This is a genomic window from Burkholderia sp. SCN-KJ, assembly GCF_024656005.1.
In the GTDB taxonomy this organism is placed as follows: Bacteria; Pseudomonadota; Gammaproteobacteria; order Burkholderiales; family Burkholderiaceae; genus Burkholderia.
This window is the reverse complement of record NZ_JANKOG010000006.1, coordinates 1-13,345: the sequence shown is the minus strand read 5'-3', so window position 1 is coordinate 13,345 and position 13,345 is coordinate 1. Positions and strand designations below refer to the sequence as shown.

Here is a 13,345-nt window from a genome sequence, read left to right as displayed (position 1 = left end):
TTGGATAGCGGCGTTGGCCGACGCTCGCCTGACGTCAACAGCGGGTCAATACCGGCGGCATCAAGCCAGCGCAGTCTCCACGGGACGGCGGGGCGAGAATGGCAGGGTCGGTCCATAGCCGAAGCGCATGACGATATCAGGCCGTCGCCGGCCGGTATCGCCGACGATGCCTGCCAGATGCGGACGAAGGCGAGCGACCTCGACGGGCTGATTGACGAAGGCGACCTTGATCCCGAGGTTTGTCGCTGTCAGCGCGAAGCGCTGACAGGCGTGGCCGACCCTGATCCAATGCATCTTGTCTTCCCGATCGCCAACAAACACGGCAATGCCTGCTGACGAATCGATTTGGCGGGCATATTTGTCGTTCTCGGTTCGGGCGTCAAAGAACTGTTCGAACGCGAAGCGTCCAACGGAGCTCGGCAGCACCGGATTCCCGCTTGCAGCGGAGAACAGGCCATCGCCCGACGACATGGCGCTGCGTGGGTTGAAGCGGATCCATCGCTTCAGTTCGCTCATGAAAGCCGAATCCGCCATTTGAATGTCGTTGCCGGCTACAACCAGATCTCTGACCTTGTCGATCCCCATTCGGTCGGTGATGAGGGTCAAGTGAACGCCGGGCGTGGCAGCCGCGCGCTCGAGGAACGCGAGATCGGCGGCAGGAACGGCACGTCTGTCATATTCCGCGCGCGTCGATTGTCGTTTGGCAATCGCAGCAAAAAGCGGACTCGCCCTCATCGATCCGCGTACGAATGCATAACGTGCGCCGTCTCCGCCGGAAGCCATCTGAACCTCGCCTGGCCAGCCCGTTGCTGCAGCCGAGATGGCGAGGTTTTCCGCCGCGCATCCAAGGCTCACGAACAGATGATGGTCGTCCGGGTCGACAGCGGGTGTGCGGCGCGAGAGGTCCGGCAGAATGTCGATGAACCCGTCGCCGACATGAAACCGCCAAGGCTGCGTATTGTGGCTGTTGGCGGCAAGCGTCGCATAGCGGATGAGGCCGCCAAGGCTCGGCGGCGTTGGCAGAGCTGCACGCAGGCGCTTTGCATAGGCCTGATAGTCGGCCATCGATCCCACGGACGACATCCAGGCAGTCGTGCCGCATGCCAGCATCAAGGCGCCGCCGGCGCCGACGAAAAAAGTTCGCCTGTCCATGCCAAATTCCCGCAAGTTGTCGCGGCTGCCGTGCCAGAGTGCGGCGCGCATGCAGTGACGCGCAATATTGCTCACGTGCAGCGGGCAACGGAAAATTCCCAACGCCCCTTTGGACTGCGATTCCGAGCCCCCGGCGCGTCCCATATCCTGCACAGCGAGATTTGCTGAAAACCGCCACGGTGACACGCGACTCGGCACGCATCAAGACGCAAAGGCAAATCCCTTCGTCGCTTGAATTCTCAACATCTGTATCTCCGCACCGGGCCGTTTGCGGCGCGCGTTGTCGACTATCGAGCCAGTCACGACAACCTATGTCAGGCAAGTGCCGGCTCCGTTGATCTGAGTCAATTGCGGTCGGCTTGAGTCGCGGCCTGCGCGGCAGGTCGTGCAGGCCGCGACTCGCCAGCCTACTCCGCCACCTTCGGCCCGATCGGATCGGCCGGCGCCGGCATCCGCCGCGCATCGTCGCGCAGGCGTCGTGCTTCGCGCGCGGTGAAACGATCCTTCAGCCGCAGGAACGGCTTCTCGACGAGGAAGTAGCTGCTTGTCGCGGCCAGCAGCGCCCACACGATGCCGAGCGGAAACGCATGCGCAACCGGCAGGCCCGGATTCGCGAACGGCTGCTGCCACAGATACAGGCTGAACGAGATCGTGCCGACGAACACGACCGGCGCGGCCCGCAGCCAGCGCGCGCACCAGAACTCGCTGCGGAAATTCAGCACGACGATCACGATCGCGATCAGCGCGGCCTCGAGCGTCACGCCGTAGGTCGCATTCCAGAAGCCGCCGAGCCGATGTTCGGCAAGCGGCATCCCGAACAGCACGACGAAGACGAGCGCCGTCACGATGCGCGTCTCGCCGCGCCACGAGCCGATCCATGCTTCGAGCCGTTCGCGCTCGAGCGCCGCGTAGCAGCCGATCAGGATCGGATCGACGCCCGTATGCAGCATCATCCCGAGCTGCCCGCGCAGCGCCGGCGCGACGAAATACGTGAGCGCGCGCGCGAGCGGCACGGCCAGGATCAGCGCGGCCAGCCAGCGCGTGCCGCGACGGCGGGCGCCAAACACGAACAGCAGCGGCCAGAACCAGTAGAACTGTTCCTCGAGCGCGAGCGACCAGAAATGGCCGAGATACCACGCGCCGTCCGGATGCAGCGCGTTGTCGCCGCTCAGCCCGAACCATGCCGAGTAATTCCACAGATGCAGCGCCGCATACAGCCACTGGCGGCGCTCGACGTCGAGCCAGCCGACGGCGGCGAGCACGCCGACGGTCGCGAGATACACGTAGCACGCCGGCCAGATCCGCAGCGCGCGGCGCACGTAGAACGACGTCAGCGCGATCCCGCCGGTGCGCGCGAACTCCGCGCGCAGCACGTTGGTGATCAGGAAGCCGCTGAGGACGAAGAAGATCAGCACGCCGAGCCGGCCGTCGGCGATCAGCCGCAGCGGCGCGAGCCAGCCGGTATAGCCGCCCGGCAGCACGTGTTCCGCATGGCCGATAACGACCATTGTCACCGCGACGGCGCGCAACCCGGTCAACTGCGTGACGCGATGGTTCATCGGCTGGTTCCCGTTGGCACGTGGAGGGGCGATGCGACGGCCGGCGCCCGCGCGCGGCACGTCGATATGCCGCCGGGATTTTGTATGAAAAATATCCGAATGAAATTGCTCAAAAAATTCCGCCGAGCATGCCGGCCGCCATGCCGCGCCGTGCAACCGGCATCGCTATCGCACGCAGCGGCCGGAATCAATGGGCATAATGACAAGCCTTGCCCGGCGGCAGCCGGGCCGATGCCGACACAACGAATCTGCGGCGCCGCAATATCCGCGAGACCGGCGCTGCCGTATTCCGATCACCCACCGGCCCGTGCGTCGTCCGCCGCCCTGCCGACCCTCACCCCGGAGCCTGCCTGTGTACCCACCGATCGAACCCTACGCCCACGGCCACCTCGACACCGGCGACGGCCACCGCATCTACTGGGAACGCTGCGGCAACCCGTCCGGCAAGCCCGCGGTGTTCCTGCACGGCGGCCCGGGCGCGGGCTGCAGCCCCGACCATCGCCGCCTGTTCGATCCCGAGCGCTACGACATCCTGCTGTTCGACCAGCGCGGCTGCGGGCGCTCCACACCGCATGCGAGCCTCGACAACAACACGACCTGGGACCTGGTGGCCGATATCGAGCGGTTGCGCGAGATGGTCGGCGCGCAACAGTGGCTCGTGTTCGGCGGCTCATGGGGCAGCGCGCTCGCCCTCGCCTACGCGCAGACGCATCCGCAACGCGTCAGCGCACTCGTCGTGCGCGGCATCTTCACGATGCGCCGCGCGGAGTTGCTGTGGTACTACCAGGAAGGCGCGTCGTGGCTGTTCCCGGACCTGTGGGAAGAATTCCTCGCGCCGATTCCGCAAGCCGAGCGCGATGACCTGATGGCCGCATACCATCGCCGGCTGACGGGCGACGACGAAGCCGCGAAGCTCGAAGCCGCGCGCGCATGGAGCCTCTGGGAAGGCCGCACGATCACGCTGCTGCCCGACCCGGCGCTGGCCGCGCACTTCGCGGATGGCCACTACGCGCTCGCGTTTGCGCGGATCGAAAACCACTACTTCGTGAATCGCGGGTTCGTCGAGGAAGGCCAGTTGCTGCGCGACGCGCATCGCCTCGCCGGGATTCCGGGCGTGATCGTGCAAGGCCGCTACGATATCGCGACGCCCGCACGCACCGCGTGGGATCTCGCGAAGGCATGGCCCGACGCGAGATTCGAGATCGTACCGGATGCCGGACACGCATACAACGAACCGGGCATCCTGAAGGCGCTGCTCGCGGCGACGGACCGGTTCGCGGTGTAAGCGCAAGCAACGCAGCACATACCGCGCAACACCACGCGGCGCGCGGCAGCCGGCCATGCCGGCCATGCCGGCCGGCACGCGCCGCCCCGCTCAGAGCGCCGCTTCGACGATCGAGCGGCCGCTGATCGCCCGCTCGACGAGTCGTTCATCGCCAACCTTGCGGATCGCATCGTCGAGCAACCCTTCCGGCTCCTCGGTCGCGACCTTCAGCAGGCCCGACAGGCCGCGCGCGTCGAGCACCACGAGCGTTTCCATCGAATCCGCACGGCTCACGAGCACGCGGCGGAACGCCGGGCCCGCGCCGAAGCTCGCGCAAAGCTCGATCGTCTCGTTGCCGAGCGTGTAGTCGAAGTTCTTGATCATGTCTGCCGCCGTTGCAAGGGAATGGCGCCGCGCGACGGCGCGCCGCCGTGACGTCGACGCACCCGTGCGTGCCGCCGGCGCCGGATCGCGTCCGATCCGTTCGCCGGCAACACCATGCTAGGCGGGCAGTATTAACGACGACTTAAACGTCCGGCGACCGGCGCATCAGGCCTTAGAGCGCCTCATCGAGCGGCTCGACCGTCACGCCGACCTTCAGCTCCTGATCCGCGCCACCGCCGCGAATCACGCCGCGCAGCGGCGTCACGTCCGCGTAGTCGCGGCCGATCGACAGCATCACGTAGTCGTCGCCCGGCGCGCGGTCGTTGGTCGGGTCGAGCTGCAGCCAGCCGCCGTCTTCGGGCCACGCCGGGTCGTACACGTCGACCCATGCATGCGAGGCGTCCGCACCGATCAGCCGCGGCTGCCCGGGCGGCGGCTGCGTCAGCAGATACCCGCTCACGTAGCGCGCGGCGAGCCCGAGCGAGCGCAGCGCGCCGATCATCACGTGCGCGAAATCCTGGCAGACGCCCTTGCGCAATCGCAATGCATCGAGCGCCGTCGTCGTGATGTCGGTGCTGTTCGGCGTATACGCGAAGTCGGCGTGAATCCGCCGCATCAGGTCCCACGCGGCCTGCACGAGCGGCCGCTGCGGCGTGAAGCTGGCAGCCGCATACGCAGCCAGTTCGGGATCGCACGCCACGTGCGGCGACGCGAACACGAACTCGCTCGCCGCGTCGTACGGCTGCCCCGCGCGAAACCGCAGGCGGTCGCGCACGGCTTCCCATGCGGTTGCGTGCTCGGCGTCGGGATGCGCGATCGCGGGCGGCGGCGCGCCGCGTGCGCCCTGCGACCAGACGGGCGGGCTCACGCGCACCGTGCTGCGGCTGCGCACGAGCAGCGCATCGTGCGGCTGGTTCAGCGCGAACGATGCGCGCGCGTTGCCGAACGCGTCGATCTCGGTGCCGACCGTTTCCGGTCCGGGTTCGATGTCGAGCGCGAACGACAGCACCTGCTGGCGCGGCGTCGCGAGCGGCTGCAGCCGCGCCTGGTGCTGGGCCGATTCGACGCGCGCCGCGTAGCGATACTCGGTATCGTGCGTGACGCGCAGGACACGACCGGCCGCCGTTGTCGACGCGGCCGACGTGGCCGATGCATTCGAGGCCGCAGGCACGACTGCCGCCGCTGTCTGCTTCGCACTGCCGGGGGCGGCCGCGGGCGGCGTCTTCGCCGCGTGTTTCGGCGTCACCATAGCGTCCTGCCCGCCTCGCGAACGTGGCTGAAATACCGCTCACCGATCCGGTTCGACAGATCCCACACGGCCTTCACGGTCGTGTCGAGCGCATCGAGCAGCGCGTCGTGCCGACCATCGTCGCCGGTTTCACACAGTTCGTGCAGCGACCACGCGGGCACGTCCGGAATCGTCTCGGCCAGTTCGGACAGCGCATAGCCCTCGCTGCGCTCGACCTTCGTCAGCCGGCCGCGCAACGCCTGCACGACCCAGCCGAGCGAGCGCGGATTGTCGGTGTCGAGCACGACGAGCGACAGCAGCGGCGCGACGTCGAAGCCGCGCTGGAAGCGCGAGCGGAACGTGATCGTGCTGTCGAACAGCTCCAGCACGAGTTCGAAGCCATCCTGCCGGTGCACCGCGCCTTCGTCGAACGCGAACTTCAGCACGCTGCACAGGAAGTCCAGCCGGTCGATCTGCCGCCCGATCGACAACAGCCGCCAGCCGTCGTCGCGCGTCATGTTGTCGGTCTGCGCGCCGGTGATCGCGCCGAGCAGCAGCCCGAGGCGCTCCAGCAACTGCAGCGCCTCGTTGCCGATCTGCTCCTCGGCTTCCGGATGATCGGCGCTGTCGGCGAACAGTTGCGTCGCGTCGTCGATCAGCCGCCACTGATCGCTCGACAGCCGTTCGCGGATCGCGGCAGCCGCGCCGCGCATCCCGAACAGGCAGGATGCGATGCCCGACGTGCGGTCCGCGCCGCGCGTCAGCGACGTCGCGAGCGCGTACTGGAACGCACGCGGCGCATCGACGGCGTTCGGCGCGTCGGGCGCGATCAGGCCGGTGTCGCGGCACAACGTGTCGATCAACTCGAGATGCGCGGGACTGTCGACGTCGTCCTCGCCGCGCAGCCGTTCGAGCGCGGCGCGCGCGAGACGCATCAGGTTGGTCGCGCGCTCGGTATAGCGGCCGAGCCAGAACAGGTTCTCCGCCGCGCGGCTCGCGATCGCGCGCGGGCGCTCAACCAGATCGTCGGGGCCGAGACGGGTCTGCAGCAGCGTCGTCGAATCGACGATGCCTTCGGTCATCACCCACGTATCGACCGTGCTGCCGCCGCGCGGCATCGGCGCGTTGAACAGCGTATCGCGCGTGCCGACCCGCGACAGTCCGCCCGGCAGCAGCCGCCAGCGCTGCGCGCCGTCGGCGAGCGCGAACACGCGCAGCAGCAGCGGCTTCGGCACGATGCGCGCGCCGCCGCTGCCGTCGGACGCGTCGTGCCCCGGCCAGGTCGGCGCCTGCGACAACGGCAGGTCGGCCTGCACCGTGTAATGCTCGGGCCGGGCCAGGATCCGCGCACGCCATTCGGCCAGTTGCGCCGGCGTGAGCCGCGCGCCGATCACCGGGTCGAACGCGCCGCCGGCCTGCACCTCGGGCGGATACGACGGCTTCACGATGCTGCGCGCAAGCTGCGGCAGCGCGTCGCCGCACGCGGCCGCCTCGCCGCACCACCACGAATGCACGGCCGGCAGCGTCAGCGTTTCGCCGAGCAGCGCTTCCGCGAGGCGCGGCATGAAGCCGAGCATGCCCGGCGACTCGAGGAAGCCCGAACCCGGCGCATTCGCGAGCAGCACGTTGCCGGCCCGCACGGCCTGCAGCAGGCCCGGCACGCCGAGCATCGAATCGGGGCGCAGTTCGAGCGGATCGAGCCACGCGTCGTCGACGCGCCGCAGGATCCCGTGCACGGGTTCGAGCCCGCGCAGCGTCTTCAGGAAGACGCGGTTGTCGCGCGCGGTCAGGTCGCCGCCCTCGACGAGGGTGAGGCCGAGGTAGCGCGCGAGATACGCATGCTCGAAGTAGGTCGCGCTGTGCGGCCCGGGCGTCAGCAGCACGATCCGCGAATTCTTTCTGGCGGGACTGAGCGCCTGCATGCTCTGCAGCAGCGACCGGTACGCGGACGCGAGCCGCTGCACGCGCAGCCCGCGGAAACCGCGCGGAAAGAGCCGCGACACGATCAGCCGGTTCTCGAGCAGATAGCCGAGGCCGGACGGGCCCTGCGTGTGCTGCGCGACGATCCGCCATTGGCCGTCGGGGCCGCGCGCGAGATCGAACGCGACGACGTGCAGCCACGTGTCGCCCGGCACGCGTGCGCCGCGCATCGCGCGCAGGTAGCCCGGGTGGCCGGTCACGAGCGCGGGCGGCAGCAGCCCGCGCTGCAGGATCGTCTGCGGTCCGTACAAATCGGCCATCGTCGCGTTCAGCAGCCGCACGCGCTGCAGCACGCCGCGCTCGATCGCGACCCAGTCCTCGGGCGTGACGATCAGCGGCAGCAGGTCGAGCGACCACGGGCCGGCCGCACCGTCGCCCGCGCGTTGTTCGTGGAGCTGGTAGAACAGGCCGTTCTCGCGCATGCGGCGCTGCAGCGCGTCGGCGCGGCGGTCGAGGTCGGCCACGCCGTCGCTGCCGATCGACGTGAAGAAGCTGCGCCATGCGGGGGCGAGCAGCGGCGCGGTGAGGCCGGCGGAACTGCCGCGCAGTTCGTCGTAGCGGCCGGCCGCGGCCGGCGCCGCGAGCGCGGCGGCCAGTTCCGCGGCGTCCGGCTGCGCGCCGGTATCGAAAAGCGTGGGCATCGCGTCGGCGTCGGCGAGATCGTCGGGGTGAATGGGCGGCACGGTCGGTATCGTTCCGTCGTCAGGGGGCAGCGGTGCCCGCGCGCCGCCGCACCGTCGTCCGGGCGCGGCAGACGCGGCGGGCGGCCGCAGTCTGCCCGCATCCTAGCACTCCTCCCGGCGCGCCGGGAGGTCGGAAACCGCGCATCGTCGTGCGTCCTTTCATCCGACGATCAGGGCCGTCGCAGGTCGAGCGTGAACGGGAATTCACGGCTCGGCGCGGCGGCCGCCACGTCCATCCGCCCCGGCGTGTGCCCCATCGCGACGAAACGCGCGAGCCGGCGGCTCTCGGCCTCGTACGCGTTGACCGGGAACGTCGCATAGTTGCGCCCGCCCGGGTGCGCGACGTGATACCGGCAGCCGCCCAGCGAGCGCTGCAGCCACGTATCGACGATGTCGAACGTGAGCGGCGCATGCACGCCGATGGTCGGATGCAGCGCCGACGGCGGCGCCCACGCCTTGTAGCGCACGCCCGCGACGTATTCGCCGACGGTACCGGTCGGCTGTAGCGGCAACGCTCGGCCGTTGACGGTCACGACGTGGCGGTTGTCGTTCAGCCCGGTCACGCGCACTTCGAGCCGTTCGACCGACGAATCGACGTAGCGCACCGTGCCGCCGGGCGCGCCCTCCTCGCCCATCACGTGCCACGGCTCGAGCGCGCCGCGCAGCGACAGCTGCATCCCGTTCACCGCGATCTGGCCGAACAGCGGGAAGCGGAATTCGAAATGCGGCGCGAACCACGCGGAATCGAACGCGAAACCGGCGTCGCGCAGCTCGGCCAGCACGTCGTCGAAATCCATCTTCAGGAACGCGGGCAGCATGAAGCGATCGTGCAGCGCGGTGCCCCAGCGGGTGAGCGGCGTCGTATACGGCGCGGCCCAGAAGCGTGCGACCAGCGCGCGCAGCAGCAGTTGCTGCACGATGCTCATTCGCGCATGCGGCGGCATCTCGAACGCGCGCAGTTCGAGCAGGCCGAGCCGCCCGGTCGACGAATCCGGCGAATACAGCTTGTCGATGCAGAATTCGCTGCGGTGCGTGTTGCCGGTCACGTCGATCAGCAGGTTGCGCAGCACGCGGTCGACGAGCCACGGCGGCATGTCCTGCCCGTACAGCAGCTTGTTGCGCTGGATTTCCGCGAATGCGATGTCGAGCTCGTAGACCTGGTCGTTGCGCGCCTCGTCGACGCGCGGCGCCTGGCTCGTCGGACCGATGAACAGCCCCGAGAACAGGTACGACAGCGACGGATGGTTGTGCCAGTAGGCGATCAGGCTCGCGAGCAGGTCGGGGCGGCGCAGGAACGGGCTGTCGGCCGGCGTCGCGCCGCCGAGCACGAAGTGGTTGCCGCCGCCCGTGCCGACGTGCCGGCCGTCGACCATGAACTTCTCGCTGGACAGCCGCGACTGCCACGCGGCGTCGTACAGGAATTCGGTCTGGCCGACGAGTTCGTCGAAGCTCTTCGCCGGATGGATGTTCACCTCGATCACGCCGGGATCGGGCGTGACCTGCAGCAGCTTGAGCCGCGCGTCGCGCGGCGGCGGATAGCCCTCGAGCACGAGCTTCACGTCGAGCGCGTGCGCGGTCAGCTCGATCGCCGCGAGCAGGTCGAGATAATCCTCGAGCGCGGCGAGCGGCGGCATGAACAGGTACAGGATGCCGTTGCGCACTTCTGCGCACATCGCGGTACGCGTGATCCACGCGGCCGATTCGAAGCGCTCGGGGTGGCGCTGCGGGTCCTGCGCGGCATGCGCGTGCCGGTCGCCGGCAGCGCTGCCGTCGCTGCGCAACTGCATGACCGTTTGCGCGGACGCTTCGCGATGCACGCCGGCCAGGTAACGCGGCGCGTCGGCCGCACCCGCATGACGCGCACGGAACGCGGCCGCGTCCGGCAGCGCGTCGCGCGGCGCGAACGGATCGCGTTCGACCAGGTACGGATAGTCGGCGCCGGCGACCCACGGCAGCGAATCGAGCGGCAGCCGATAGCCCATCGGCGAATCGCCGGGCACGAGGTACATCCGTTCGTCGCGGAAGAACCACGGGCCGGTCTGCCAGCGCGGACCGTCGAGGCCTGGCCGATCGCGGCCCGGCACGTCATCCGCGCGCTTGATCGGCAGCACGTAGCCGACCACGCTGTCGAGATGCTGGTCGAACACCTTGCGCAACCGCGCGCGCTCGAGCTCGTCGTCGAGGCGCGAATCGAACGGATCGACGTTGACCGGCAGCCGGCGCTCGCGCCACAGGTAGTACCAGACATCCTCGTAGCCGGGCCGCACGAATTCGTCGGTCAGGCCGAGACGCGCGGCCAGCGCGTCGATGAAGCGCTTCGCGTCCTCGGTCGTGCACGCGGACGGCTCGCGCTCGTCGGCGAACAGCGACGGGTCGTGCCACACGGGCTGGCCGTCGGCGCGCCAGAAGATCGACAGCGCCCAGCGCGGCAGCTGCTCGCCCGGATACCACTTGCCCTGCCCGAAATGCAGGAAGCCGCCTTCGCCGTATTCGGCGCGCAGCCGCTGCACGAGTTCGGTCGCATAGCCGCGCTTGGTCGGGCCGAGCGCATCGGTGTTCCATTCGGCGCCGTCGCGATCGTCGATCGACACGAAGGTCGGCTCGCCGCCCTGCGTCAGCCGCACGTCGCCGGCCGTCAGCGCGCCGTCGACCTGCGCGCCGAGCGTGCGCACGGCGTCCCATTGCTGCTCGGTATACGGCTTCGTCACGCGCGGCGATTCGTATACGCGCGTCACCACCATCTCGTGCTCGAACGACACTTCGCATTCGTCGATCAGCCCCTCCACCGGCGCGGCGCTGGTCGGCTGCGGCGTGCATGCGAGCGGGATGTGCCCTTCGCCGGCGAGCAGGCCCGAGGTCGGATCGAAGCCGATCCAGCCCGCGCCCGGCAGGTAGACCTCGCACCACGCGTGCAGGTCGGTGAAGTCGACCGACGTGCCGCTCGGGCCGTCGAGCGCCTTCACGTCGGGCGTGAGCTGGATCAGGTAGCCGGACACGAAACGCGCGGCGATGCCGAGATGCCGGCACAGCTGCACGAGCAGCCACGCGCTGTCGCGGCACGACCCGGACGCGAGCTCGAGCGTCTGCTCGGGCGTCTGCACGCCCGGCTCCATCCGCACCAGATAACCGATGTCGTGCTGCAGCTGCTGGTTCAGCGCGACGAGGAAGTTCACGGTGCCGGCCGGCGTGCGGTCGACGCCGTCGAGATACGCGCGGAACAGCGGCGCCGCGCTCGTCTGCGGATCGCACGCGAGGTACGGCGCGAGTTCGGTCTTCAGCGCATCGTCATAGCTGAACGGGTATTGCTCCGCGCTGGCTTCCAGGAAGAAGTCGAACGGGTTGTACACCGACATCTCGGCAACCAGGTCGATCGTGATCTCGAAGTGCTCGGTGCGCTCCGGAAACACGAGCCGCGCGAGATAGTTCGAGAACGGGTCCTGCTGCCAGTTGATGAAGTGCTGCGCGGGCTCGACGGTCATCGAGTACGCGACGATCGGCGTCCGGCAGTGCGGCGCGGGCCGCAGCCGCACGATCTGCGGCCCGAGGTTGACGGGCCGGTCGTAGCGGTAGCGGGTGGTGTGATGCAGCGCGACGTGAATGGGCATGGGAGAGCCGCTCGGTTCGGGTTGGACCGGCCGCGCGCGCCGCGTCGCCGTCGCTGCGGCGGCACGGCACGGCGGGTTCGGAGAAGGTGTGCGTCAGACCAGTTCGGGCGACTGCACGACGCTGATCTCGATGCCGACGGCGCTCGCGCCAATCCCCGTCACCGGTTGCGCGTCGCGATAGTCGAGGCCGACGGCGATGCGCACGTAGCGCTCGTCCGGGCAGCGGTTCATGAACGGATCGAAGCCGACCCAGCCGAGCCCTTCGACGTAGGCCTCGGCCCACGCATGGCCGGCCGGCTGCTGCATCAGCGCGACGGCCTGCGGCTGCGCGCCGAGTGCCGCCTGCGGCAAGCCCTGCGACTGTGCGGCATGCGATGCGCCGAGCACCTGCTGCATGCCGTCGCCCGTCTGCAGCGCGAGCGCTTCCTCGGCATCCTCGTCGCTCGCGCTCTGCTTCGCGTCGGCGATGCGCTGCATCGCGCTGTCGGCGAGCACGTAGCCCGAGATGTAGCGCGCGGGCACCTTCAGCGCGCGCGCGGCCGCAATGAACGCGTGCGCATGGTCGCGGCTGGTGCCCTCGCCGCTTTGCAGCGCGGTTTCGGCATCGACCGGCGCGTCGGCCAGGTTCGGCGCGTATGCGATGCGGTCGTGCACTTCCGTCATCAGCCAGTGCAGCGCATCGAGGCTGTGCGGCTCGATCGGCAGCGCCTGCGTGAGCTCGCGCACGGTGTCGCCGGCTTTCGTGAGCGCGGTCTCGCGCTCGAAGATCCACGGCGGCGCATAGCCCTCGGGGTTGCCGAGAATGCCCGCGCGGTCCTGCGTCTCGACGACGCCGGCCGCGACCACGACGACCTCGTTCTTCGCGCCGCGGTCGTGGCGCACGAGGTCGATCCGGTTGCCGAATCCGTCCGCATAGGAAAGCGTCGGCTCGACGCCGTCGATCGTGACCTGCCACGCGCGCACCGTCTGCCCGGGCCCCGATTGCGGGCGCAGCCGCAGCCGTTGCAGCGCGTGGGTGGCTTGATCGTCGAACTGATAACGCGAGATGTGTCGGATGGCGAGTCGCATGGCAAGTCTCAGTCGAAGTTGTAGGCCTGGGCGATATCGATCCCGAGGCTGTTGTTGCGGCCGATGAAGTCGGTCAGGAACTCGTGCAGGCCGCTCTTGAAGATCCGCTCGACCGAGGTGTCGGACAGCATCTGCAGAATCTTCGTGGCCGTGTCGTGACACGGGTGTGTCACGCCGTAATCCTTCGCGAGCAGGTTCAGGCTCGACACCACGCGCCCGTAGCAATAGCGCAGCGAGCGCGGCATGCGGCCGTTCAGGATCAGGTAGTCCGCGATGTTCATCGGCTTGTACTGCACGTCGTACACCCAGCGATACGACCGGTGCGCGGCCACGCAGCGCAGGATCGTCTCCCACTGGTAGTTGTCGAGGATCGTGCCGACGTGCGACACCGACGGCAGCAGCAGGTGGTATTTCACGTCGAT

9 protein-coding genes are annotated in these 13,345 nt (G+C 68.9%); 1 reads left to right on the top strand and 8 read right to left on the bottom strand.

The features are described from left to right. Positions 1-60 precede the first annotated feature (60 nt). Together NQV17_RS11700 and NQV17_RS11695 are read right to left on the bottom strand one after the other, a co-directional pair. Complete coding sequence (locus NQV17_RS11700) at positions 61-1,296, bottom strand: nitroreductase family protein (protein WP_257772620.1); 1,236 nt, start codon at positions 1,294-1,296, stop codon at positions 61-63. Positions 1,297-1,559: 263 nt separating this feature from the next. Continuing rightward, positions 1,560-2,711 (bottom strand): acyltransferase, encoded by a 1,152-nt coding sequence (locus tag NQV17_RS11695; RefSeq protein ID WP_257772390.1) that lies wholly within the window; start codon positions 2,709-2,711, stop codon positions 1,560-1,562. A gap of 352 nt (positions 2,712-3,063) precedes the next feature. Here NQV17_RS11695 and pip point away from each other — a divergent pair, with 352 nt between their 5' ends. Further along, a complete protein-coding gene (gene pip, locus NQV17_RS11690; RefSeq protein WP_257772389.1) occupies positions 3,064-3,996 on the top strand; it encodes a prolyl aminopeptidase in 933 nt (310 codons plus the stop codon). A gap of 90 nt (positions 3,997-4,086) precedes the next feature. Here pip and NQV17_RS11685 read toward each other — a convergent pair whose 3' ends face one another. The 6 genes from NQV17_RS11685 to NQV17_RS11660 form a co-directional block, all read right to left on the bottom strand. Then, positions 4,087-4,359 (bottom strand): hypothetical protein, encoded by a 273-nt coding sequence (locus NQV17_RS11685; protein ID WP_257772388.1) that lies wholly within the window; start codon positions 4,357-4,359, stop codon positions 4,087-4,089. Positions 4,360-4,531: 172 nt separating this feature from the next. After that, the gene (locus NQV17_RS11680; RefSeq protein WP_257772387.1) at positions 4,532-5,608 is read right to left on the bottom strand and encodes a transglutaminase family protein; all 1,077 of its coding nucleotides are present in this window, start codon (positions 5,606-5,608) and stop codon (positions 4,532-4,534) included. Continuing rightward, positions 5,602-8,208: a circularly permuted type 2 ATP-grasp protein gene (locus NQV17_RS11675; protein WP_257772619.1), complete on the bottom strand. Its 2,607-nt coding sequence runs from the start codon at positions 8,206-8,208 to the stop codon at positions 5,602-5,604. Before NQV17_RS11675 ends, NQV17_RS11680 begins: the two co-directional genes overlap by 7 nt. Positions 8,209-8,420: 212 nt before the next feature. Then, positions 8,421-11,855 carry a DUF2126 domain-containing protein gene (locus NQV17_RS11670; RefSeq protein ID WP_257772386.1) on the bottom strand — a complete coding sequence of 1,145 codons (3,435 nt, stop codon included), beginning with the start codon at positions 11,853-11,855 and terminating at the stop codon, positions 8,421-8,423. A gap of 93 nt (positions 11,856-11,948) precedes the next feature. Then, positions 11,949-12,923 carry a transglutaminase family protein gene (locus NQV17_RS11665; protein ID WP_124894338.1) on the bottom strand — a complete coding sequence of 325 codons (975 nt, stop codon included), beginning with the start codon at positions 12,921-12,923 and terminating at the stop codon, positions 11,949-11,951. Positions 12,924-12,931: 8 nt separating this feature from the next. Further along, a partial coding sequence (locus NQV17_RS11660) for an alpha-E domain-containing protein (RefSeq protein ID WP_257772385.1) occupies positions 12,932-13,345 on the bottom strand: 414 nt, incomplete at its 5' end.

Coding starts and splice junctions, on each gene's coding strand:
- NQV17_RS11695 (WP_257772390.1), bottom strand. CDS start 2,711: ATGAACCATCGCGTCACGCAGTTGACCGGGTTGCGCGCCGTCGCGGTG.
- NQV17_RS11685 (WP_257772388.1), bottom strand. CDS start 4,359: ATGATCAAGAACTTCGACTACACGCTCGGCAACGAGACGATCGAGCTT.
- NQV17_RS11700 (WP_257772620.1), bottom strand. CDS start 1,296: ATGGGACGCGCCGGGGGCTCGGAATCGCAGTCCAAAGGGGCGTTGGGA.
- NQV17_RS11670 (WP_257772386.1), bottom strand. CDS start 11,855: ATGCCCATTCACGTCGCGCTGCATCACACCACCCGCTACCGCTACGAC.
- NQV17_RS11680 (WP_257772387.1), bottom strand. CDS start 5,608: ATGGTGACGCCGAAACACGCGGCGAAGACGCCGCCCGCGGCCGCCCCC.
- NQV17_RS11675 (WP_257772619.1), bottom strand. CDS start 8,208: ATGCCCACGCTTTTCGATACCGGCGCGCAGCCGGACGCCGCGGAACTG.
- NQV17_RS11665 (WP_124894338.1), bottom strand. CDS start 12,923: ATGCGACTCGCCATCCGACACATCTCGCGTTATCAGTTCGACGATCAA.